Genomic DNA, 22525 nt, shown 5'->3' on the forward strand with positions numbered 1-22525 from the left:
CGGGGTTTAGGGTGTCCGCCGATCGGGGCCGAGATTCGGGAATGTATCGGTTGCCTCAGTCGTCGGCCGGTGCGGGCGCGCTCATGTCGACTGGCTCGGCGTCGACGCCGAGTTCGTCGATGGCGGCCTGGGCCGCGCGCTTGCCCGAGAGGAGCATCGCGCCGAAGGTCGGGCCCATCCGGGGGAGACCGTAGGTCGTCGCGGTCGCCATCCCGGAGACGATCAGGCCGGGGTGGGCGACGCCCGTGTTCTCGACGACCGCGTCCTCGCTCTGGCCGACCCACATCGAGTCGTGGCCCGGCGAGTCGTGACCGGGAGCGCCGTACTGACCGTCCTCGGTCTGATCCATGCCGGTGGCGTTCTCGGCGGCGTCGGCGATGCCGGGTGCGTCGAGCACGCCTCGCTCGTCGAGTTTCGAGACGGCCATCGCCTCGTGACCGGTCGCGTCGATGACGAGCTCCGATTCGACGGCGATGGGGTCGACACACGTGATCTCGCGCGGGAGCGCGTGGACGGGTGTCCAGTTCATCACGATGCCGCCGACACGATGGTCCTCGCGCACCACGATGTCGGTGAACTCCGTCATGTTCTGCATCTTCGCGCCGGCGTCACAGGCGGCCTTGATGAGCCCCGATGCCGCCTCGGGACCGTTGGCGACGTAGAGCCCCTCGCTGTCCTGCGAGCGCTTGTAGTCGACGTCGATCTCGTCGAGCACCGTCTGTGCGGGGTCGCGAACGGTGATCTTGTTCATCAGGAAGCCGCCGAGCCAGAACCCGCCGCCGAGATAGTTGTTCTTCTCGACGACCATCGCCTTCACGCCGCGATCGCCGAGTTCCTTGGCGGCCATCAGCCCCGAGGGGCCGCCGCCGACGATGATCACGTCGGACTCGGTGTAGTCCATGAACTCCTCGGTCCACTCCTGACCGATCGCTCGGGTGACCTGTGCTTCGCCCACGTCGCTGAACTGCTCGAACTGATCCGTCATGCAACCCAGTGTTACTACCCGTGAATAATATATCTTTCCATCGTCGGTGTCCCGTCGATCGTGCTCGCATGGCGTCGCCACTGGCCGATTTCGAGGAATGATCGAGAGAAGTACGGTTCGTCGCCGTTCGTCGCGCCGTTCAGCCGACGTGAGGGTAATCCTCCATCTCGACGAACTCGGTGCCCCCGCAGGCGGCACACTCGCCCGGCGCGTCGTACCGATGGTCCTCCGGGCCGCCCGAGACGTTCCCGGCGTGGACGCTCTGACAGTCCATGCAGACGTACAGCTCCGGTCGTTCTGGTGTATGTGACATTGTTGTGGTTAGAGACCGAGGTAGCCCGACGTCGGAATGACGCCGACGAGGTAGAGTACGCCCACGATGGTCATCGCGACCACGATCGCCATCGCCGGCGGGTCGACGTGCGTGCCGGAGTGCGAGTAGAAGATCCGTTGGGTCGCCTCGCCGATGACGCCGGTGAGTCCACCGAAGAGGGCGGCCCCGAGGATCGCAGGGATCGGACCACCGATCATCTCCGTCGCGACGATGGCCCCGACCGCACCGAGCAGCGTGATATGGTGGGTGACGGGGATCTTCGCGACACCGAGGTTGAGAAAGAGCAGGCTCATCGCCGAGAAGGCGTAGCCGAGGAAGATGCTCCCGGTCTCGATCCAGATGTAGCCGCTGAGGATCCCACCGACGACGCCGATGAGGGCGACGCCGGACCACTTGTACTGGTGGCCGAGCCACGGTTCGGTCGCCAGCCGCATGCTGTCGGTGCCGCCGTCGGCCACCGCACGCTGCTCCTCGCGCTCGAACGGTGACATATCGAACAGCGAGGAGCCGGACGGCGAGCCGACCAGCGGGTAGCCGAAGACGAGTCGGGCGAGCAGCGCCGTCAGGACGACCGACAGCGCGATACCGTCGGTCGGTAAGCCGATCCCGCTCGCCAACTGGTTGATGAGCATGCCGACGACGCCGAAGACCGCGCCGACCGCGAGGATGTCGGGTTTCGTGCCGTACGCTTCCGTAATGACCTTCCCCGGATGGTAGTCCCAGCCGTCGGGCTCCATCTCGGGATATTTCTTCCCGACGTAGGCCGAGGCGGCCACGCCGGCCGCGAAGGAGATGTGCGGGCCGAAGACCATCCCGAAGCCGATCGTGTCGGTCAGATTGACACCGAGCGATCCCGCGCCGAGCGAGCCGACGTTCGAGGCGAGTTCTCCCTGGAGGATGTTGAGTCCCTCGCCGAGGAAGATCGCGAAGCCGGTGAAGACGAACGCGGGGAGCGCACCGAGGGCTGCCCCGAACGCTCCGCCGGCGAGCGCGGCGATGAACAGCAGGGCGAACTCCTCGACGCCGAGGCCGATGATCGGGAGCTGGAGCAACGCCTGCATCCTACGCCTCCCGTGCCCAGTCGCGCGAGCGCTCGACCGCCTCGCTCCAGCGCTCGTAGCGACCGTCGACCGATGCGTCCTCGTCAGGTGTGAACTCGCGGTCGACCCGCCAGTTGTCGCGCAGCTTCTCGGGGTCGTCCCAGTAGCCGACGGCGAGCCCGGCGGCGTAGGCCGAGCCGAGCGCCGTCGTCTCGTCGACCTCCGGGCGCACGATGTCGGTGCCGACGATGTTCGCCTGAAGCTGGCAGAGGAAGTTGTTCTTCACCGCGCCGCCGTCGACCTGGAGACTGCTGATGTCGATCCCCGCGTCGGCCTCCATCGCTTCGGCGACGTCGCGGGTCTGGAAGGCGATCGATTCGAGCGCCGCGCGGACGATGTGTGCACGTTCCGTCCCGCGCGTCATCCCGACGATCGTCCCGCGTGCGCGCCCGTCCCAGTGGGGTGCGCCCAGTCCCGTGAAGGCGGGGACGAGATAGACGCCATCGGTCGAGTCGACGCTGCGGGCGACGGTTTCTGACTCCATCGCGTTGTCGAGCAGTTCGACGTCTTCGAGCCACTCGATGGCCGCACCCGTGACGAAGATCGAGCCTTCGAGGGCGTACTGCACCGGCTCGCCCGAGCGCTGGAACCCGATCGTGGTGAGGAGGCCGTGATCGCTCTCGACGGCCTCCTCGCCGGTGTTGAGCAGGAAGAACGACCCGGTGCCGTAGGTGTTCTTCGCATCACCGGGATCGAAACAGGTCTGGCCGAAGAGGGCGGCCTGCTGGTCGCCGAGCGCGCCGGCGACGGGGATCTCCGCGCCGAGGAACCCGTCCGCGTCGGTCGTCCCGTAGAGGTTCTCGTCGCTCGACGGGCGGACCTCGGGGAGCGACGCCCGTGGGACGCGGAACTCCTCGAGGAGATCGTCGTCCCAGTCCATCTCGTGGATGTTGAACAGCATCGTCCGGGAGGCGTTCGTCACGTCGGTGATGTGGTTGCCCGTGAGGTTCTCGATGAGCCACGAGTCGATCGTACCGAAGCGCACCTCGCCGTCGGCGGCGCGCTCGCGGATGTCCTGCGGACGCGAGCGCTGGAGTTTGATCGGATCGGCGTTGTCGAGGATCCACTCGGCCTTCGTCGCCGAGAAGTAGGCGTCGGGTTCGAGCCCCGTCTTGTCCTGGATCGTCTCGGCCTTGCCGTTCGTTTCGAGCCCCTCGATCCGGTCGGTGGTCCGGCGATCCTGCCAGACGATCGCCCGCATGATCGGCCGGCGGGTGTCGGCGTCCCAGAACAGCGTCGTCTCGCGCTGGTTGGTGACCCCGATCGCGTCGAGTCGCGTCGCGTCGATGCCGGCGCTGTCGAGCGCGTCGCCGATGACCGACTTCGTGTTCTCCCAGATCTCCATCGGGTCGTGCTCGACCCAGCCCGGTTCCGGGTAGTACTGTTCGTGTTTCTCGTAGGCACTGGCGACGACCCCGCCACCGTGGTCGAACACCATGAACCGCGTGCCCGTCGTCCCTTGGTCGATCGCGCCGACGTACGTCCCCTCGCTCATCGTCGGCTCCCGTTCGCACGCCGCGCGGTTCGACCGGTTTTTACTGCTACCATGTATCCGTCCGTAAACAGTATCTTCTATTCACATAAATCTTGCGCAGGTCGCGGTTTCGCCGGTCGGCCGATCCCTCGCTCCGGCGGGCCACGATCCATCCCGCTCGTTACGCGTTCGCGAGGCTATGAAGTCGGCCGAAGACCCGTGTCGGGAACCGTGGTTCGAGGCGGCTCGGCGATCGGCCAGCACCGACCGAACGCTCCTTGCTCACCCGTTCGACGATCCCGATCTCGGCGAGCTCGTAGAGCAGGCGTTTCACCGTTCCCTTCGAGAGATCGACGTTCGGTGCGGCGGCGACGGCGGTGGCCGCGGCGTCGACCGACGCACGCTGATCGTCGTCGATCTCGACGAGCCGGGCCAGCACCTGCTGGCGGTTCGCCGAGAGCGCGAACACGCGCCCGAGCGAGACCGCCGGCCGCGGGAGGGCATCCATGCCGACGTGGAGGTCGTGCTCGCGGACGCCCGAAACCCCCGCGAGCGCCGCCTCGTCGGCCGCCGCGAACAGCACACAGAGCGCGTCGTGGGCGTTGCCGTCGGCCCAGACGGCGATGCGACGGAGCTGTTCGTGTTCGATGGCCCGCCGCGCCATCCCCGCCGACGCGCGGGCCGTCAGGATGTCGACCAGCGCGAGATCGCGGTAGGCCGGAACCTCGATGCGCTCGGGCGGGCCGTCGATCGAGAGCTCCGACGGCGGCCGACGGCCGATGGCGAGCCAGGAGAGCGAGTCGGCCATCCCGTCGAACGCCGAGACGAGCGACGCGAGCGACTGCGTACCGGGTTCGTCGACGTGATCGAACGCGACGAGCAGCCGGCGATCGTCCGCCAGCGTCTCGGCCAGCCGCGAGCGGAGCGTATCCGTCCCGACGCCGTGTTTCGGCACCGATTCGTCGAGCATCCCGTCGAGCATCGTCTGATAGAGGCCGAACTCGCTGCTCGCGTGGCGCGTGTCGACATAGACGAGCGACGGTGCCGCGTTCGTCCCGCCGCGGGTCGAGGTGTGAATCACCGAACCGGAACGCGTCCCCACACGACGGAGTTGGTCGAGCAACGCGGTGGCGACGGCCGATTTTCCGCTCCCGGACGGCCCCCAGACGTAGGCGTTGGGCGGGAGACGGCCGTCGAACACCGGATCGACGTAGTCGAGCAGGCGTTCGAGCACCGTCCCCCGGTTGGTCGGTTCGTCGACGTGGGCGATGGGGCTGATCGCGTGGTAGTCGAGCACGACCCGCGTCTCCCCGACCGATTCCCGTCGCCGTCGGATGCGAGCAGCGAGGTCCACGGTTATCGACCGTGCCGGCGCGGCCGTCGACCGCCGATCGACCGAACTCGTCGCCATCGACGCCGTTCCTCGCCGTCCGACCCCTTCCCGTTCTCCCGTTCGCTGTCTGTTACTACTGACACGTGTTCGGCCGTAAATCATTGTATGCGGTGATAAGCCTTGTGCGGACGGTGACGACCACCGCCGCTCTCCGGCGATCGGTCAGGAGAACCGGACCGATCGCTCGGTTCGTCCACCGCCGCTTCCCCTTGGATGGTCGTTATCTACGGCCACTAACCCCCCACCGATAAAATAAAGCGTGTGGAGCCTCATGCACACACGGACAGATGGCAACCGAAACCGAGGCGCTCGTCATCGGCGGCGGCTCGACGGGCTGTGGTATCGCGCGCGATCTCGCGCTGCGTGGCGTCGACACCACGCTCGTCGAGCGCGGCAATCTCACCCACGGGACGACGGGCCGGATGCACGGACTGCTCCACAGCGGCGGGCGATACGCGGTCTCGGATCAGGAGAGCGCCGCCGAATGCATCGCGGAGAGCCGCGTTCTCCGGGAGATCGCGAGCCACTGCGTCGAGATGACCGGCGGGCTGTTCGTCCAGCTGCCCGCCGACGACGACGAGTATTTCGAGGAGAAGCTCGCGGGCTGTCGCGACTGTGACATTCCGGCCGAGGTGATCTCGGGTGAAGAAGCCCGGGAGATCGAGCCGTATCTCACTCGTGACGTCGAGCGCGCGATCCGGGTGCCCGACGGGGCCATCGACCCGTTCAGACTCTGCGTCGCGAACGCCGCCGACGCCGAGGAACACGGCGCGCGCATCGAGACCCACGCCGAGGTCACGGATGTGCTCGTCGAGGACGACCAGGTGAAGGGCGTCGAGATACGCCACGAGAGCGGTCCCGGCAAGCGCTCACACCACGAGCCGGGCACGACCGAGCGCATCGAGGCCGACCACGTGGTGAACGCGACCGGCGCGTGGGCCGGCGAACTGGGCGCGATGGCGGGCGTCGATGTCGAGGTCCGCCCCTCGAAGGGTGTGATGACCGTGATGAACACGCGCCAGGTCGATACGGTCGTCAACCGCTGTCGGCCGAAGGGCGACGCCGACATCATCGTCCCCCACGAGACAGCCTGCATCCTCGGAACCACGGATGTGGAGGTCGAGGACCCCGACGATTACCCCGAAGAGCAGTGGGAGGTCGACATGATGATCGACACCCTCTCGGAACTCGTGCCGATCCTGGGCGAGGCCCGCACCATCCGCTCGTTCTGGGGCGTGCGCCCGCTCTACGAACCACCCGACACCGGCACGACCGATCCGACCGACATCACGCGGCAGTTCTTCCTGCTCGATCACGCCGATCGCGACAGTCTGGCCGGGATGACGTCGATCGTGGGCGGCAAACTCACGACCTACCGACTGATGGCCGAACAGATCACGGATCACGTCTGCGAGAAACTCGGCGTCGAAGGGAGCTGTCGCACCGCCGAGCAACCTCTTCCGGGGAGCGAAGATTTCTCCGTGCTCCGAGACTACATGGAGGAGTTCGGCCTGCGCTCGCCGATCGGCCGTCGGAGCACCGAACGACTGGGGAGCAAGGCCGACGAGGTGCTGAAAACCGACGATCCAAACCCGGTGGTCTGCACCTGTGAGGCGGTCACGCGCGCGGAACTCGACCACGCCATCGCGGATGCGGGCACCGATCTGAACGCCACGCGCATCCGCACCCGTGCCTCGATGGGCAACTGCCAGGGTGGGTTCTGTGCCCATCGGATCGCCGCACTGCTCCATCCCGAATACGACGAGGCGACGACGAGAACCGCGCTCGACGAACTGTACGAGGAGCGCTGGAAGGGCCAGCGCCACGCGCTCTGGGGCGAACAGCTCTCGCAGGCGATGCTCAACCACGCGCTCCACGCGACCACGATGAACCGCGATCGCTATCCGGCGGCGTCGGACGACGGGATCGAGTACGACCGCTTCGACGCGGGACCGCCCACGCCGGAGGCGGCGGCCGACGGCGGTCGCCGTGATGATGCACACGAGAGAGCCGACAGCAGGGAGGACGACCATGGCGATTGAGGACGACGTCTGCGTGATCGGCGGTGGGCTCGCCGGCATGACGGCCGCGCTTCGAGCAGCGCGTGAGGGGGCGCGAGTGCGACTGCTTTCACACAAGAAGAGTACGCTCCGGCACGCGAGCGGGCTCGTCGATATTCTTGGCTACGACGACGACGAACTCGTCGCCAATCCGTTCGACGCACTCGCTTCCCTCCCCGAAAGCCATCCCTACCGGCGGGTCGGCGGCGATGCCGTCCGAGCGGGACTGTCCCTGTTCGACGACGTAACCGGCGACGCCTATCGAGGCAACCACACCGACGCGAACGCGCTCGTGGCGACCCACGGCGGAACGGTGAAACCGACCGCGCGCTACCCGACGCGCGTAGCCCCGGGGCTGGCGAGCCAGGATCGAAAGACGCTGCTCGTGGGGTTCGATTCGCTGACCGCCTTCGATGCGCCGCTCGCGGCCGACCACCTCGCTGCCGCCGGCGTTCCGGGAACGACGCGCGGCGTCACCGTCGGGTTCCCCGGCGATTTCAGGGCCGACTCGCGCGTGACGCGCTTCGCCCGCGCACTCGACGATGACGAGACCGTCGAAATCGCGAACGGATCGATGCCGGTGCGGCGCGCGCTCGCGCGAGCGGTCGAATCCCATCTTGGGGGTGCTGAACGGGTCGGCTTTCCGGCAGTGCTCGGTGAGGAGGAATCAGGGGCAGTCCGCGAAGCGCTCGAATCGTCTCTCGGGGTCGACGTCTTCGAGGTGCCGATGGGACCGCCGAGCCTGCTCGGATTGGGGCTCGAAGCGCTGTTCCAGGAAGCGCTCGACGAGGCGGGCGTGCGACGGACGACCGGTAACCCCGTCGTGGAGTTCGACGCGAGCGACGAACGAATTCGAAGCGTGTCGACCGACCGTAACGGCCGACCAACGCCGTTCCACGCCGACGAGTTCGTGCTCGCGACAGGGGGATTGGTCGGCAAAGGGATCGACTCGGATCGCGAGGAGGTCGTCGAACCGGTCTTCGACTGTTACGTCCCCCATCCCGACGACCGGTACGAGTGGTTCGCCGACGAGGCGTTCGGCGACCATCCGTTCGCGCGCTTCGGGGTCACGGTGGACGACGATCTGCGACCGCTCGATGCGGACGGACGGACGGAGTACGACAACCTCCGCGCCGCCGGTGGCGTTCTCGGCGGGGTTGACTTCGCGGCGGAGAAATCGGGCAGCGGCATCTCGCTGGCGACCGGTCACGCGGCCGGCCGTGCGGCGGGCGCGGCGACGAACCAGTGATACACATGAGCGACGCACCAACCCACGACGCCGACGAGTTCGAACCGGTGGACGTCTTCGAGACGACCGAGATGGATCTCCGCCCGGGCGCGGACGACTGTTACAAGTGTTCGACGTGCGATACATCCTGTCCGGTCGCCGAGGTCGACGACGAGTTCCCCGGCCCGAAGTTCCAGGGACCCGAACAGTGGCGACTCAAGCGCAAGGAGGACCACGAGATCGACGACTCGATCACCTCCTGTTCGAACTGCATGCGCTGTGACAACGCCTGTCCCTCCTCGGTGCCGCTGAGCCAGATGCACAACACCGCCCGCGGCGAGTACGTCGAGAACCAGCGGTTCGGTCGCGAGGCGCTGTCGGCGCTCGCCGACGGCAACCCGCGAGAGGCGCTCGACATCGTCCGTGAGGGCCAGGACGGACTCGTCGAACGACTCAGAAACCGAATCCTCGCGAACTACCACACGTCGGCGTGGCTCGCCTCCTTCATGCCGAGCGTCGCGAACTTCGTCATGAACTTCGGGCCGGCGCGCTGGGCGATGGCGAAGACGATGGGCGTGACGAGCGAGCGGGAGTTCCCCGAATTCGCCGATCACACTTTTCGGGAATGGTGGGCCGCCCGCGGCGGTGCGCAGGTCGAGAACCCCGACAAGCGGATCGCGTACTTCCACGGCTGTTACTCGAACTTCAACACGCCCGAGGTCGGCAAGGCGATGGTCAGGGTCTACGAGGAGTTCGGCTACGAGGTGCTCGTCCCGCCACAGAAGTGCTCGGGCACGCCGATGTTCGCCAACGGGATGCTCGGCGACGCGCGCCGCCACGCCGAGACCAACGTGAAGAACCTCGCCGCAGCGATCGAGAACGGGGCCGAGATCGTCGCCTCCTGCACCTCCTGTTCGATGGCACTCGGCCAGGAATACCCCGAACTGTTCGATCTGGACGGTATCGAGGACGTCGCCGCCCACACCTACGAGGGTGTCGAGTATCTCCGCCTGCACGAGGATCTGGAGGGCGCGCTCGGCGAGGCATCCGTCGAGGGGAGTGAGTTCGCCTACCACGCACCGTGTCACGCCCGCAACCAGGGGCTCGACACGCAGGCCGTCGAACTGTTCTCGGACCTCGACGGCGTCGCCATCGAGGACGTCGGCGACTCCTGTTCGGGGATTTCGGGCACATACGGCTGGAAAGAGGAGAAGTACGACTACTCGATGGAGATCGGCGAGGAGATGTTCGAACACATGGAGCACGCCGCCGGCGAGACCGGGATGACCGAGTGTCCGACCTGCGCGATGCAGATGGAACACGGCACCGGCTACGAGATCCGCCACCCGCTCGAACTGCTCGAAGAGGCGCTGGTCGCGGGTTCGTAACGTCAGTACGGTCGCCCACACCGGCTCCCGTCGCCGTTCGGAGTGGCTACCGGCACCGATCCGCGTCGAGAACGTCGACAACGGTTCAGTTCGCACCCGCACGCGACACCGATCCGATCGGGGTGGTGAGCGCGCCGATCGCTGCCGATCGCTGATCGACTGACGACAAAAATCGCGTTCGGGGATCGGGAGGACGGAAGGGTCAGTTTCGAGCGCTGTGGATTTCAGTCCTCGTTCACGACCCCTCCGTCGCCCGAGATGGACGCGTCGGCCTCGGCGGGCGGTTCGGGTTCGGTGTCGGTGCTGCCCGATTCGGGGATGACGATGTTGAGCAGCAGTGCGCTGATGCCGCCCATGATCAGTCCCGAGCCGAGCACCGTCTGGAACAGTTCGGGGAAGTTCGCGATGGCGTCCGGCCGGATCTCGACGGCCAGTCCGAGCGCGATCGAGACCGCCATGATGGTCGTGTTCCGGTGGTTGAGATCGACCTCGCGGTCGATGATGGTGACGCCACTCGAGAAGATCGTCGCGAACAGGATGAGTGCGCCGCCGCCGAGCACGGCGTCGGGCATCGCGGTGACGAGCGCAGCGACCTTCGGGACGAAGCCGGCGACGATCAGCAGTCCGCCGCCGATGGCGACGACGTACCGGCTGAGAACGCCCGTGAAGTTGATCACACCGACGTTCTGCGAGAACGAGGTGTTCGGGAAGGCGCTGAAGACGGCCGCGATCGCGCTCATGATACCGTCGGCGAACAGTCCGCCGCGGATCTCGTCGCGCGTCGGTTCACGGTTCGCCGCGGCGACGATGCCGGTCATGTCGCCGATCGTCTCGACCGCCGTGACGGCGTAGAGGAAGGCGATCGTGATGATGGCGCTCGGCTCGAAGGCGATGCCGAACTCGAGCGGCGTCGGGATCGCGATCCAGCCGGCCTGGGCGACCGCCGAGAAGTCGGCGACGCCGAGGACGATGGCGGCGATGTAGCCGACGAGAATGCCGACGAACACGCTCGTGATCCGAAGGAAGCCAGTGAAGAACTGGTTCAGCCCGAGCGTGACGAAGAACACGAGCGAGGCGAGCCCGATGTTCATCAGCGAGCCGTAGTCGGCGGCACCCGCACCGCCGGCGGCGTAGTCCATCCCGACCGGGATGAGCGTCAGCCCGATCAGCATGACGACGATCCCGCTCACCAGCGGCGGGAAGAACCGGTCGATGTAGTCGTACGAGAAACCGATCCCGATCTCGACGAACGCGCCGACGAGGCAGGCACCGAACACCGCCGGTAAGCCGAACTGCGTGCTGATGGCGACGAGCGGGCCGACGAACGCGAAACTCGTCCCCATCATCACGGGGAGGTTCGAGCCGACGGGTCCGACGGTGAACACCTGGACGAGCGTCGCCACGCCCGCGACGAGCAGCGCCATTTGGACCAGGAACGTGGTTCTGCCGGTCGCGAGCCCGACGGCACCCGCGATGATCAGTGGCGGTGCGACGTTCCCGAGGAACATCGCGAACACGTGCTGGAGACCGAGCGGGAGCGCCTCGGGGAGTGGCGGCTTGTCGTCTATATCGTACTGTATGTGATCAGCGGATTCTTGTGACATGATACCACGTTGCGCAAGAACAGGTGTGGTAACATATATGTTGGTTTGAGAAACACACCTCGCATCACTGCATATTTATATACGATTATTATTAATCCTCGATCGGTCGTATGCTCGCAGCGATCTCCGTCGCGTTTACAATGATGGCCACGATGCGACGTTCTCGGCGAGCAGCTCGACCATACTCCCCCGATCAATCACTGACTATGTGAAAAATGATCTCCGCAATCACTCCTCGATATCGCTGCTCCCATGCGGATCGACCGACGTAATCGACGTACTGGCAGGTGGTTTTTTGCTCGTCCCTCTCGAACCATTTTGTAATGTCACGAACGACCGTATCGTACACGGATGACCGCATCTACGAGTTCACGCCGGAGCTCGAACCGGCCGACACCGCTGCGGACGGCGAGTCGCTGACCGTCGAGACGATCGACAGCCTGGAAGGGGCGATCCAAAAGGATACCGACCGATTGCAGTCGATCCCGGACGAGGTCAACGCCGCGACCGGCCCCATCGCCGTGGCGGGGGCCACGCCGGGCGACGTCCTCCGGGTCGACATCGAGGAGATCCGCGTCACCGAGGACCGTGGCCGCGTCGTCACCGCACCGGCATTCGGCCTCCAGCAGGACGCGGCCGACATCGAACATCCGTTCACGCGCATGACACCCATCGATGGGGATACCGTCGAGTTCGGGGACGTCTCCGTCCCGATCCAGCCGGTCATCGGAACGATCGGGGTCGCGCCGGCCACCGATTCCTACTCGACGCTCGTCCCGCACGATCACGGCGGCAATCTCGATACGACGGATATGACCGCCGGCACGACGGCGTACTTTCCGGTCTTCCAGGACGGCGCGATGCTCGCGATGGGTGATGCGAAGGCCGCGATGGCCGACGGGGAGATGTGCGGCACCGGCGTCGAGATCGGGACCGAGATCGACGTCACCCTCGACGTGGTGTCCGATCCGACCGTCTCGCTCGACCGACCGCTGGTCGAAACCGACACGGCGTGGAAGACGATCGCGAGCGCCGAAACGATGGAGGTCGCCGCGACGCTCGCCAATCGCGATCTGATGGCGTTGCTCGAAGCCGCGCACGACTGGGAGACGACCGAAGCGTATCTGTTCTCCAGTCTCGTCGGTGGACTGGAGATCAGCCAGGTCGTCGATCCGCTCGTCACGGTGCGAAACGCCGTTCCGAAGGAGTATCTCGACGATCCGTTCGGCGCTGCGTAGCGTCCGTGCTCCCGATCACGAATCGCTAGGGTGATGAACGCCACGCGCGACGGTCGACGCAAGCACTGAACATCGCCATGCAAGAGCAGCAAGCCGAACGGCGGGATGGTCAATCGTGGTGGCGGGTCGGTTGCGTCAGCGTCGTCGCTCTGTGTCTCCTCGGCGCTGGTCTCGCGGCGGCCAGCAGCGGCCCAGCAGTAGCCGACGGCGGTCCAGCAGCGGCTGCCGACGCACTCACACAGCAACAGCTCCAGCAGTCGACGCCGAACACCGTGACTATCCAAAGCACGGGTGAGGAGCGCGTCTTCTATACGATCTCGGTCAGCGGCAGCATCGAGCCGGGACCGGGAGCCGATCTCACGGGCGCGGATCGGCCCGATTCGGTCGATGGCGCGACGGCGTCCGGCTCGACGGCGCTCAACGGTGTCGACAACTTCACGTTTCGCGGTCGGATCACCGCGCTGAACGTCTCCGGCGGGCCCGCGGAGGTCTCCGTCAACGGTACGCCGGTCGATCCCGCGTCGTTCCCACAGTCCGCACCGCCGACAACTGCCTCGCCGACGGCGACGCCAACGCGGACGCCGACATCTACACCGACGGCTACCGCGACGCCGACGGCGACGCCCACAGCCACCGCGACACCGACAGCAACGTCGACGGCGACACCGACGCTGGACACACCCTCGACGACCACGGCGACGCCATCCGCAACGCCGACGCCATCGCCGACCACGTCCGAGACGGCGAACGCGACCACACAGCCACAGGGCGAGAGCGGGGGGATACTCGACTGGCTCGGATCGATCAGTCTGTTCACCATCGCCGGCACGCTGTTGCTCGTCGTGTTCGCGATCCTGGCGCTGGTCGCTCGGTACAACGACTGAACGCCGCCACAATCGCCCTCATCGGCCGAATGCAGTTCGAAAATCCGAGTGTGCGTGCGCTACGCGATCGGCTCGTCACATGCGCGCTCGACGATTTCGTCGAGCCGACCGGTGGCGACCAGTTCCGTCGCGATCTCGATATCGCCGTGGAGCGGTCGATCCGCGTCGAGCGGCGGGACGTGTTCGCGGAGCGCGTCGTAGGCCGCACCGGTGGCGCTGCCGGGATCGAGCCCGTCGTCGACGAACTCCATCGCCTGCGCGCCACAGAGCAGTTCGATCCCCACCACCGTCAGCGCGTTCTCGACGGCGGTACGGGCGTTGATCACGCTCTGGGTACTCATGCTCACGTGGTCCTCCTGACCGCCGCTCACGGGCGTGTTGTCCGTCGAGGGCGATCCCAGCGACCGGTTCTCGTTGACGAGCGCGGCGGCGCTGTACTGGGCGATCATGTAGCCAGATCCGACACCGCTCTCGGGCGTGAGGAACGGTGGGAGATGCTCTTCCTGAAGATTGGGGTTGAGCAACCGGTCGACACGACGCTCGGCGATGGCGGCGAGGTCGGTGAGCGCGTTCGTGGCGTAATCCAGTCGGAGCGCGAGCGGCGCGCCGTGGAAGTTGCCGCCTGAAAGTACGCCCACCGACTCGGTACCGCTCGCGCGGTCGTCGACGGCGCTGCCGGGGAAGACGAGCGGGTTGTCGGTCGCGCTGTTCAGTTCGATCTCGACCGCCTCGCGCAGGTGTGAGATCGCATCGCGCGCCGCGCCGTGGACCTGCGGAAGACAGCGGATCGAGTAGGCGTCCTGGACGCGATCGCAGTTGCGATGTGACTCGACGATCTCGGATCCCGCCGTGAGCGTTCGCACGTTGTGCGCGCTCGCGGCCTGGCCTGCGTGCGGGCGCACGTCCTGGATCGCTGGGTCGCAGGCCGCAGTCGTCCCCATCGAGACCTCGGTCGTGAGCGCGCCGGCGACGTCCGCACCCCTGAGCGCGCGCTCGGCATCGACGACACAGAGCGCACCCAGCCCCACCGTGAGCTGCGTGCCGTTGATGAGCGCCAACCCCTCCTTCGCCCTGAGCGAGAGCGGTTCGAGACCGGCCTGTGCGAGCGCTGCCTCGCCGTCGAGTCGCTCGCCGTCCACCTCGGCAGTTCCCTCGCCGAGCAACACGAGCGCCTGGTGGGCCAACGGCGCGAGATCACCGCTCGCGCCGAGGCTGCCCTGAGATTTGACGAACGGATGGATTCCACGATTGAGCATCGTCAGGAGATGGTCGACGACGACCTCGCGGATGCCCGAGTAGCCCTTCACGAGCGCGTTGATCCGTGTGAGCAGCATCGCGCGCACCTCCTCGCGTTCGAGCTCGCGGCCCACGCCCGAGGCGTGGCTCCGAATCAGGTTGGTCTGGAGTTGCTCGCGATCGCTCTCGGGGATGTGTTCGGTCACGAGCTGGCCGAACCCGGTGTTCAGCCCGTAAACCGTCTCGTTGCTGTCGAGTACGTCCTCGACGCGCGCCCTGGATTCCCGGACGGCCTCGCGCGCGGAATCGGCGATGGCCACCGGGCGATCGTGGCGGGCGACCGCGGCCACCTCCTTGGGCGTGAGCGATTCACCGTCGAGCACGACCGATCCATGATCGCTCATCGCTGCCCTCCAGAGACGGGTTCGCCACCTTTGAGCATCGTTTCGACGGTGTTCACGCCGAAGTTGTAGGGGACGTGGACGTGCGAGGGCGCGTCGACGATCGCCACGTCGGCGGGCATCCCTTCGCGGAGCGTTCCCGCCTCGCCCGCACGATCGAGCGCGCGTGCACCACCGTGCGTGCCGGCGACGAGCGCCTCGGCGGGCGTCATCTCCATCCCGACGCAGGCGAGCGCGATCGCGAAGCCCATGCTCTGTGAGTGACAGTTCGGGTTGAAGTCGGTCGCCACGGCAACCGACCCGCCCTCGTCGAGAAACGCCCGTGCATCCGCGTAGTCCGCGCCGAGCGAGAACGCGGTTCCGGGAAGGAGCACCGGCGTGACGCCGGCCTCGGCGAGCGCCGCGCGGTCCTCGGCGTTCGCGTGGAGGAGATGATCGGCACTCGTCGCACCCAGCTCGGCCGCGAGCTGCGCGCCACCCAAACGGACGAACTCCTCAGCGTGGACCTTTGGCGTGAGTTCGTGTTCCATGCCCGCTTCGAGCACCCGTCTGGACTGTGCGACCGAGAAGACGTCCTCCTCGCAGAAGACGTCGCAGAACTCGGCGATCCCCTGGTCGGCGACCGCGGGGAGCTGGTCGTCGATCACTCGATCGGTGTACGACTCGGCATCCTCGTCCTCGGGCACGGCGTGCGCACCCATGAACGTCGGCACGATGTCGATCGGATGCTGCTCGTCGGCTTGCTGAATCACGTCGAGCATCCGCAGCTCGGTCTCGGTGTCGAGCCCGTAGCCGGATTTGACCTCGACGGTCGTGGTGCCGTGGGCGCACATCGTGTCGAGGTGACCACGCAAATTCGAGAGAAGCTGTTCATCACTCGCCTCGCGGACGGCACTCACGGTGCGGAGAATGCCGCCACCCTCGGCGAGAATGTCCTGATACTGCTCACCGCCGAGTTTCGCCGCGAACTCGTCCGAACGATCGCCAGCGAACAAGCCATGCGTGTGGGAATCGACGAATCCCGGAATCACGGTCTGCCCACTGGCGTCGATCGCGTGCGTGGCGTTCGCCGCGGGATACTCGTCGGTGATCTCATCGGTCGGGCCGACTGCAGCCACGTGGCCGTCCGTGACGGCGATGGCGGCGTTCTCGTACCGTTCGAGCGGTGCGTTCGTTCCCGGTCCGACGACGATTTCGCTCGCGTCGTGAATTACTGTCGTGAGTTCAGTCATGGTGAATCTCTGTTGTAGCCACTCAGAAGATGAGCGATCGCCCGCGCGCCAGCGGCCGCGGTCAGTTCTCGTGAATCGAGCGGCGGCGCACACTCGACGATCTCGAAACCCGCCACGCGGTCGTCGCCCGCAGTTGCTCTGAGCATGCGGAACAGTTCGCGCGTCGTGATGCCGCCGGGCGTAGGCGCGCTCACGCCCGGTGCGGCTGCCGCATCGAGTACGTCGAGGTCAACGCTGACGTAGATTGTCTCGACCCCAGCCATCGCGTCGAGCGCGCGCTCGACAGCGCTCTCGGGATCGTCGCCGACGGCCTCACTCGTGACGATCTCACCGCCCTGTTCGCCCACGTACTCGGCATACGCCGTCGACGTCTCGAAGTGGCACGCGCCGACGCAGGCGTAGGCGTCGAGTCCCGTCTCGTAGAGCTGTCGATAGGGCGTTCCACTCGTCGGTTCGCCACGTACTTCCCGACAGTCGAGGTGGGCGTCGAAGTTGACGACGCCGAGTGATTCGGCGAGCAGCGGCGCGGCGTTCGGATATGTGAGCGAGTTGTCGCCGCCGAGAAAGACCGGCAGCGCGTCGCTCGCGTGGATATCGTGAGTCGTCTCGCGGATCGATTCCTGTACCGTCTCGACGTCGCCATCCGGAACCTCGACATCGCCGAGATCGCCGATCGATTGGACGGGTCCCGCGTCGAAGCGGTGGGTTTTGACTCCGGCGAGTGCCTCACGGAGCGCTCCGGGCCCCTCGCGTGCGCCACGCCGGCCGATCACCGCACCGTCGTACGGCTCGCCGACCAGGATAGCGTCAAATTCACTCGCATCATCGAGGGTCGCCGGTTCGACGATATCGCCGAACTGCTCGTCGTTCGGGTCGCTGGAGGGGCCGTCCCAGGCCGGCGGTTCGCGTAGACTCATCGCCGATCCCGCATCGGCACGGGCACGTCTGACTGGTTTGCTTCGTCGATAGCATCCTCGTAGCCCGCGTCGGCGTGGCGGATCACGCCCATACCGGGATCGGTCGTGAACACGCGGCGGGCTTTCTCGGCGGCGAGGTCGGAGCCGTCGAGCACGACGTGGTTGTTCGTATGCAGCGCGTTGCCGATGCCGACGCCACCGCCGTCGTGGACGCTCACGATGTCCGCACCCGCCGCACAGTTCAGCAGCGCGTTGAGGATCGGCCAGTCGGCGACCGCGTCGGTGCCGTCTTTCATTGCTTCAGTCTCACGGTGCGGGCTGGCGACGCTCCCCGCGTCGAGGTGATCGCGCGTGACGACGATCGGTGCGCTGATCTCGCCCTCGGCGACCAGTTCGTTGATCCGCAGCGCGAAGCGTGCGCGCTCGGTGATTCCGTCGTCTGTCTCGTAGCCGAGCCAGCAGACCCGCGATGGGAGCCCTTGGAAGGAAACCTGCTCTTGGGCGAGTTCGATCCAGCGGGTGAGCGAGTCGTTTTCGGGGAACAGTTCGGTGACTGCCTCGTCGGTGCGATGGATGTCGGCGGGATCGCCCGACAGCGCCGCCCAGCGGAACGGGCCGCGACCGCGGCAGAACATCGGGCGGATATAGGCGGGAACGAACCCGGGGAAGTCGAACGCATCTTCACGCCCGCGATGGTCCTCGACCTGCCCGCGGAGGTTGTTGCCGTACTCGAAGGCGGTCGCGCCGCGATCCTGGAGGTCGAGGATGGCATCGACGTGGCGCTCCATCGTATCGAGGCTCTCCTCGACATAGCGCTCGGGGTTCTTCTCTCGAAGCTCGTCAGCCTCGTCGACCGTGTAGCCGCTCGGGTAGTAGCCTTCGAGTTCGTCGTGAGCGCTGGTCTGATCGGTTACGACGTCGGGAACGAAATCGCGCTCGGCCATCGCCTCGAGCATGTCCGCGACGTTCATCTCGACGGCGACGCTGTAGGGTTCGCCAGCGTCGGCCGCCGCTTCAGCCTCGTCGAGCGCTTCGTCGAGATTTTCGGCGCACTCCATCAGATAATCGGTCTCCAGGCGGCGCTCGATCCGATGGGCGTCGACCTCGGCGGCGATACACACTCCTCTATTCATCGTGACCGCGAGCGGCTGTGCACCGCTCATTCCACCGAGTCCGCCGGTGGCGACGATCTTCCCTTCGAGGTCACTGTCGTACTCCTGGCGACCGAGTTCTGCGAGGGTCTCGTAGGTTCCCTGCAGAATTCCTTGGGTGCCGATATACGCCCACGAACCGGCGGTCATCTGGCCGTACATGATCTTCCCCTCGGCTTCGAGTTCGTGGAACTGTTCCCAGTCGTCCCACTTGCCGACGAGATTCGAGTTCGCGATCAGCACGCGGGGCGCGCGCTCGTGGGTCGGAAATCTCCCGACGGGTTTACCCGACTGGACGAGTAGCGTTTCTTCATCACCGAGCTCGCGCAGCTCGTCGAGGATCGCGTCGTAGGCGTCCCAGCTCCGGGCTGCTCTGCCGGTCCCGCCGTAGACGACTAGATCCTCGGGCTTTTCGGCCACCTCGGGATCGAGGTTGTTGTTGAGCATTCGGAGGGCCGCCTCCTGCCGCCAGCCCTCGCACTCGATCTCGGTGCCAGTGGGCGCGCCCTGGTACTCGCGCCACTGCGCCGACGGCTCGCCGATGCCGGTCCCGTCCGGTGCGGGTTCTTGTTCGCTCATCGGCCAAACTATGCGAACGAGTCACGAGACGGTTTGGCCTCCAAGCGGTGGTTGATTTTTAAGCCGATCTGGAGCGGGGGTTGTTACGGTCGTTCGCGGAACGATCGAATCGATGGTGCGAGCGGTCGGTGTGAGTACGGACACAAAAACACCACTCCGTTCGGCAGTATTCCTTCCTTGTTCGCGCTGGGAGAACGGGAAGTCATGCGAACAACACCCAGGATAGACGATCACGAACCGGCACGGTCCCCGATCTCACGATCACGGATTTCGATGGTCGCAGATAGACAATCGGCTGCGAGAGTCGTCTTCCAGTCCGACGGGAGCGACTCTGCCGGCTGGCGACGGAGCGGGCGAAGTGAGAAGTCATTTAGTGAGACCATCACGGATGGTCGACACGAATGGTAGCGTTCGAACCACGTCTGTTCGCGGAGATCGATCCCGACGAACGGCCGTCGCTCGCCGCGTCGCTCGTCCCCGTCGTGGCGATGATCGTCTTTCTCAGCGTCGGCATCGTCGTCTTCGACCTCGACCCGCAGTTCCCCCTGTTCTGGGGGATCGCCTTCACCGGGCTGTTCGTCCGATACCATCTCGGCTTCTCGTGGGACGCGCTCTACGACGGCATCACCGACAGCATCCTGATGGGGATGCGGGTCGTGCTCATCATGTTCGTCGTCTACGCGCTCGTCTCGACGTGGATCCAGGCCGGGACGATTCCCGGCCTGATGTACTACGGGCTCGAACTACTCACACCCGAGATCTTCCTCCCGCTCACCGCCATCCTCGCCGCGATCGTCTCGTTCGCGGTCGGCTCGTCGTGGACGACTGCGGGCACGCTCGGCGTTGCCTTCATCGGCATCGGCTCGGGGCTCGGCATCCCCGCACCGATGACCGCCGGCGCGATCCTCTCGGGGGCCTACACTGGCGACAAACAGTCGCCGCTCTCCGACACGACGAACCTCGCGGCCGCGGTGACGAACACCGATCTCTACGAACACATCAACGCGATGCGCGCGGGCACGCTGGTGGCGTTCGGCCTCTCGGTCGTGCTCTACGTCGTGCTCGGGCTGAGCGCCTCCGGGGCGATCCCGGCCGGGCGTATCGGCGCGATCCAGAGCGCCATCGCGGGCTCCTACGCCGTGACGCCGCTCGTGTTCGTCCCGATCCTCGTCACCTTCGGGCTCGCCATCTACGGCATCCCGGCACTCCCGACGCTCGGCACGGGCGTCTTCGCGGGTGCGTTCACCTCGATGGCCGTCCAGGGGACCGGGTTCACCGCCGCGTGGACGGCCGCACAATCCGGGACGGCTCCCGAAACGGGAATGAAACTCGTCGACGGACTGCTCGAAAGCGGCGGGCTGCTCGGCGGTGCGTGGATCGTGACGATCGCGCTCGCCGCGCTCTCGCTCGGCGGCATTCTCGAACGGACGGGCATGCTCGCCGTGCTCGCCCACCATCTCGGCCGGCTGAGCCGCGGCGTGGCGAGTCTCACCGGCGTGACGGCGATCTCGGCCGTGGCGATGAACATGCTCGCCGCCGAGCAGTACATCAGCATCGTCGTCCCTGGGATGACTCTTCGCAATCTCTACAACGAACACGGTTTGAAAAGTAAGAACCTCTCGCGCGCCGTCGAGGCCAGCGGGACGACCTCCGCGGCGCTCATCCCCTGGAACAGCGGCGGGCTGTTCATGGCCGGCACACTCGGCGTCTCGACGCTGTCGTACGCGCCGTACTACTTCTTCGGCTTCCTCTCGCCGCTCGTCCTGATCGTCATGGGGCTCACCGGCTGGCAGATCGCGTACAAAGAGGGAGAGACGGGTGACACCACACCGAAAAGCGAGGGCTCGGTCCCCGCCGCCCCCGGCGAGGACTGATCCCCATGAGGCAGGTTTAGGGCGGCGCAGCCGTTGTGCGGCGTATGTACGAGGCGACCTTCCGCATCGAGGGCGACGGGGCCTACGCCGCCGCGACCGCGGGAACGGATGCGACGGTCGAGCTGTGGTGTAACGACCACTGTGATCTGCTCTACGTCACGAACGAAGCCGTCGACGGGATACGCGCGCACGTCCGCGAGCGGGTCGGGATCAAGGACAGTCTCCAGCGGCCGAACGAGTCGGTGCTCGTCACCGACGACTGTCTGAAACGCCACGAGCGGAGTTCGATCGAGACGTATCTCGCGCGTCACGACTGCCTGCTCCTGCCGCCGCTGCGCTACGCCGACGGCGCGAAATCCTGTCGCGTGCTCGCGCTCGATCCGGCCAATCTGACGGGCTGTTATCGCGATCTCGTCGGCGACGGTTTCTCGGTCTCGGTCGAACGGAAACGCGAGATCGAGACGGTCGCCCACGACGCGCCGTTGCTCAGCCTCGACGGCGTGTTGCCAGATCTCTCGCCCCGCCAGCGCGAGACGCTCACGACCGCCCACAGCAAGGGTTACTACGAGATCCCGCGCGAAACGACGACCAGCGAGATCGCCGACGAAGTCGGGGTCGAACGGCGCACCGCCGAGGAACATCTCCGACGGGCGGAGAACAAACTCATGGCGGCGCTGATGCAGTACGTCGGTGTCTGAGACGCCCGTACCAGTCCGGATTTCGAAGATCACAGTCCCGCGCGGGTCGGTATCGTTTTGGCCGCCGGTCACCTACGAGACGGTACGATGATGGCAACGACACACGCGCTGGCCGGCGTTGCCGTCGCCTCGCTCGTCGCGCTCGGTGCCCCCGAACAGGCAGCCGTGGCGCTCGCGGCGGCGTTCGTCGGCGGCCTGTTCCCCGACCTCGATCTCTACGCCGGCCACCGCAAGACGCTCCACTTCCCGGTCTACTACTGGCCGTTCGCGCTCGCCGCCGGCGCGCTCGCCGTCGTTTCGACCGGGCCGGCGACCGTCGCCCTCACCTGCTTCCTCCTCGCGGCGGCGCTCCACTCGACGATGGACGTCTTCGGCGGCGGGCTCGAACTCCGGCCGTGGCGTGCGACCTCCGAACGGGCAGTGTACGACCACTTCGTGGGCCGCTGGCGTCGACCGCGGCGCTGGGTGCGCTACGACGGTGCGCCCGAGGACGCGCTGCTCGGCGCGCTGCTGGCCATCCCGCCGCTGCTCGTCGCCGGTGCGCCGCTGCGCTGGCTGATCGGGGCGACGGTCTGTCTCTCGGTCGGCTACGCGCTCGTTCGCCGACGAGTGCCCGCAGTGACCGAACATCTGGTCGAGTTCGTCCCCACCACGATGACCGAGTACGTCCCCGAGCGGTTCGTCGAGGGCTGAGGCGACCATTGCGGATCGCCGACCCTGCCGACGTGGCAGTCGAATTTCGCCGACGC

The 22525-nt window shown here is 66.4% G+C and carries 18 protein-coding genes; 8 read left to right on the forward strand and 10 right to left on the reverse strand.

Annotated features, from left to right (window positions below; translation table 11 throughout):
• Positions 1–55: 55 nt before the first annotated feature.
• From C451_RS13375 to C451_RS13390, 5 genes are all read right to left on the reverse strand, one after another.
• The gene (locus C451_RS13375; protein ID WP_007741358.1) at positions 56–985 is read right to left on the reverse strand and encodes a sulfide-dependent adenosine diphosphate thiazole synthase; all 930 of its coding nucleotides are present in this window, start codon (positions 983–985) and stop codon (positions 56–58) included.
• Positions 986–1124: 139 nt separating this feature from the next.
• Positions 1125–1298, reverse strand: a complete 174-nt coding sequence (locus tag C451_RS22945) for a hypothetical protein (protein WP_162832753.1) — start codon at positions 1296–1298, stop codon at positions 1125–1127.
• An 8-nt stretch (positions 1299–1306) separates the two neighbouring features.
• On the reverse strand, positions 1307–2380 hold the full coding sequence (locus tag C451_RS13380; protein WP_007741359.1) for a hypothetical protein: 1074 nt from the start codon (positions 2378–2380) through the stop codon (positions 1307–1309).
• A 1-nt stretch (position 2381) separates the two neighbouring features.
• Entirely contained in the window at positions 2382–3914 is a 1533-nt protein-coding gene (gene glpK, locus C451_RS13385; RefSeq protein WP_007741360.1) for a glycerol kinase GlpK, read from the reverse strand.
• 160 nt (positions 3915–4074) lie between these two features.
• Positions 4075–5304, reverse strand: a complete 1230-nt coding sequence (locus C451_RS13390) for a Cdc6/Cdc18 family protein (RefSeq protein WP_007741361.1) — start codon at positions 5302–5304, stop codon at positions 4075–4077.
• A gap of 269 nt (positions 5305–5573) precedes the next feature.
• On the opposite strand from C451_RS13390, the gene glpA reads away from it, so the two are divergent.
• The 3 genes from glpA to C451_RS13405 are packed head-to-tail and all read left to right on the forward strand — an operon-like array spanning position 5574 to position 9962.
• Positions 5574–7328 carry an anaerobic glycerol-3-phosphate dehydrogenase subunit GlpA gene (gene glpA / locus C451_RS13395; RefSeq protein WP_007741362.1) on the forward strand — a complete coding sequence of 585 codons (1755 nt, stop codon included), beginning with the start codon at positions 5574–5576 and terminating at the stop codon, positions 7326–7328.
• On the forward strand, positions 7318–8595 hold the full coding sequence (gene glpB, locus C451_RS13400) for a glycerol-3-phosphate dehydrogenase subunit GlpB (protein WP_007741363.1): 1278 nt from the start codon (positions 7318–7320) through the stop codon (positions 8593–8595). The genes glpA and glpB overlap by 11 nt, the downstream gene beginning before the upstream one ends.
• The gene (locus C451_RS13405) at positions 8523–9962 is read left to right on the forward strand and encodes an anaerobic glycerol-3-phosphate dehydrogenase subunit C (protein ID WP_394295070.1); all 1440 of its coding nucleotides are present in this window, start codon (positions 8523–8525) and stop codon (positions 9960–9962) included. Before glpB ends, C451_RS13405 begins: the two co-directional genes overlap by 73 nt.
• A gap of 224 nt (positions 9963–10186) precedes the next feature.
• Here the strand turns inward: C451_RS13405 and C451_RS13410 are convergent, their stop codons facing one another.
• A complete protein-coding gene (locus tag C451_RS13410) occupies positions 10187–11566 on the reverse strand; it encodes a uracil-xanthine permease family protein (RefSeq protein WP_007741365.1) in 1380 nt (459 codons plus the stop codon).
• A gap of 323 nt (positions 11567–11889) precedes the next feature.
• Between C451_RS13410 and C451_RS13415 the strand changes: the two genes are divergently transcribed.
• A complete protein-coding gene (locus C451_RS13415) occupies positions 11890–12804 on the forward strand; it encodes an acetamidase/formamidase family protein (RefSeq protein ID WP_007741366.1) in 915 nt (304 codons plus the stop codon).
• A gap of 77 nt (positions 12805–12881) precedes the next feature.
• A complete protein-coding gene (locus tag C451_RS13420; RefSeq protein ID WP_007741367.1) occupies positions 12882–13688 on the forward strand; it encodes a hypothetical protein in 807 nt (268 codons plus the stop codon).
• A 59-nt stretch (positions 13689–13747) separates the two neighbouring features.
• Here C451_RS13420 and hutH read toward each other — a convergent pair whose 3' ends face one another.
• Genes hutH through hutU form a run of 4 tightly spaced genes read right to left on the reverse strand, consistent with a single transcriptional unit; the run spans position 13748 to position 19204 of the window.
• Entirely contained in the window at positions 13748–15328 is a 1581-nt protein-coding gene (hutH, locus tag C451_RS13425) for a histidine ammonia-lyase (protein ID WP_007741378.1), read from the reverse strand.
• Positions 15325–16557 carry an imidazolonepropionase gene (gene hutI, locus C451_RS13430; protein WP_007741380.1) on the reverse strand — a complete coding sequence of 411 codons (1233 nt, stop codon included), beginning with the start codon at positions 16555–16557 and terminating at the stop codon, positions 15325–15327. Before hutI ends, hutH begins: the two co-directional genes overlap by 4 nt.
• Positions 16554–17474 carry a formimidoylglutamase gene (gene hutG, locus C451_RS13435; protein ID WP_007741382.1) on the reverse strand — a complete coding sequence of 307 codons (921 nt, stop codon included), beginning with the start codon at positions 17472–17474 and terminating at the stop codon, positions 16554–16556. The genes hutI and hutG overlap by 4 nt, the downstream gene beginning before the upstream one ends.
• Positions 17471–19204 carry a urocanate hydratase gene (gene hutU / locus C451_RS13440; RefSeq protein ID WP_007741384.1) on the reverse strand — a complete coding sequence of 578 codons (1734 nt, stop codon included), beginning with the start codon at positions 19202–19204 and terminating at the stop codon, positions 17471–17473. Before hutU ends, hutG begins: the two co-directional genes overlap by 4 nt.
• 401 nt (positions 19205–19605) lie before the next feature.
• Between hutU and arcD the strand changes: the two genes are divergently transcribed.
• The 3 genes from arcD (at position 19606) to C451_RS13455 (ending at position 22469) form a co-directional block, all read left to right on the forward strand.
• Positions 19606–21078, forward strand: coding sequence for an arginine/ornithine antiporter ArcD (arcD, locus tag C451_RS13445; protein ID WP_007741386.1), 1473 nt, complete (start codon positions 19606–19608; stop codon positions 21076–21078).
• A 44-nt stretch (positions 21079–21122) separates the two neighbouring features.
• Positions 21123–21776, forward strand: a complete 654-nt coding sequence (locus tag C451_RS13450) for a helix-turn-helix domain-containing protein (protein ID WP_007741388.1) — start codon at positions 21123–21125, stop codon at positions 21774–21776.
• 87 nt (positions 21777–21863) lie between these two features.
• Entirely contained in the window at positions 21864–22469 is a 606-nt protein-coding gene (locus tag C451_RS13455; RefSeq protein ID WP_007741391.1) for a hypothetical protein, read from the forward strand.
• Positions 22470–22525 lie beyond the last annotated feature (56 nt).

The sequence above is a fragment of the Halococcus thailandensis JCM 13552 genome, assembly GCF_000336715.1.
GTDB lineage: Archaea > Halobacteriota > Halobacteria > Halobacteriales > Halococcaceae > Halococcus > Halococcus thailandensis.

What these genes read in the sequence shown, in the direction of transcription:
- C451_RS13375 (WP_007741358.1), bottom strand. Translation starts at nt 985, where the DNA reads ATGACGGATCAGTTCGAGCAGTTCAGCGACGTGGGCGAAGCACAGGTC.
- C451_RS22945 (WP_162832753.1), bottom strand. Translation starts at nt 1,298, where the DNA reads ATGTCACATACACCAGAACGACCGGAGCTGTACGTCTGCATGGACTGT.
- C451_RS13380 (WP_007741359.1), bottom strand. Translation starts at nt 2,380, where the DNA reads ATGCAGGCGTTGCTCCAGCTCCCGATCATCGGCCTCGGCGTCGAGGAG.
- glpK (WP_007741360.1), bottom strand. Translation starts at nt 3,914, where the DNA reads ATGAGCGAGGGGACGTACGTCGGCGCGATCGACCAAGGGACGACGGGC.
- C451_RS13390 (WP_007741361.1), bottom strand. Translation starts at nt 5,304, where the DNA reads ATGGCGACGAGTTCGGTCGATCGGCGGTCGACGGCCGCGCCGGCACGG.
- glpA (WP_007741362.1), top strand. Translation starts at nt 5,574, where the DNA reads ATGGCAACCGAAACCGAGGCGCTCGTCATCGGCGGCGGCTCGACGGGC.
- glpB (WP_007741363.1), top strand. Translation starts at nt 7,318, where the DNA reads ATGGCGATTGAGGACGACGTCTGCGTGATCGGCGGTGGGCTCGCCGGC.
- C451_RS13410 (WP_007741365.1), bottom strand. Translation starts at nt 11,566, where the DNA reads ATGTCACAAGAATCCGCTGATCACATACAGTACGATATAGACGACAAG.
- C451_RS13415 (WP_007741366.1), top strand. Translation starts at nt 11,890, where the DNA reads ATGTCACGAACGACCGTATCGTACACGGATGACCGCATCTACGAGTTC.
- C451_RS13420 (WP_007741367.1), top strand. Translation starts at nt 12,882, where the DNA reads ATGCAAGAGCAGCAAGCCGAACGGCGGGATGGTCAATCGTGGTGGCGG.
- hutH (WP_007741378.1), bottom strand. Translation starts at nt 15,328, where the DNA reads ATGAGCGATCATGGATCGGTCGTGCTCGACGGTGAATCGCTCACGCCC.
- hutI (WP_007741380.1), bottom strand. Translation starts at nt 16,557, where the DNA reads ATGACTGAACTCACGACAGTAATTCACGACGCGAGCGAAATCGTCGTC.
- hutG (WP_007741382.1), bottom strand. Translation starts at nt 17,474, where the DNA reads ATGAGTCTACGCGAACCGCCGGCCTGGGACGGCCCCTCCAGCGACCCG.
- hutU (WP_007741384.1), bottom strand. Translation starts at nt 19,204, where the DNA reads ATGAGCGAACAAGAACCCGCACCGGACGGGACCGGCATCGGCGAGCCG.
- arcD (WP_007741386.1), top strand. Translation starts at nt 19,606, where the DNA reads ATGGTAGCGTTCGAACCACGTCTGTTCGCGGAGATCGATCCCGACGAA.
- C451_RS13450 (WP_007741388.1), top strand. Translation starts at nt 21,123, where the DNA reads ATGTACGAGGCGACCTTCCGCATCGAGGGCGACGGGGCCTACGCCGCC.
- C451_RS13455 (WP_007741391.1), top strand. Translation starts at nt 21,864, where the DNA reads ATGATGGCAACGACACACGCGCTGGCCGGCGTTGCCGTCGCCTCGCTC.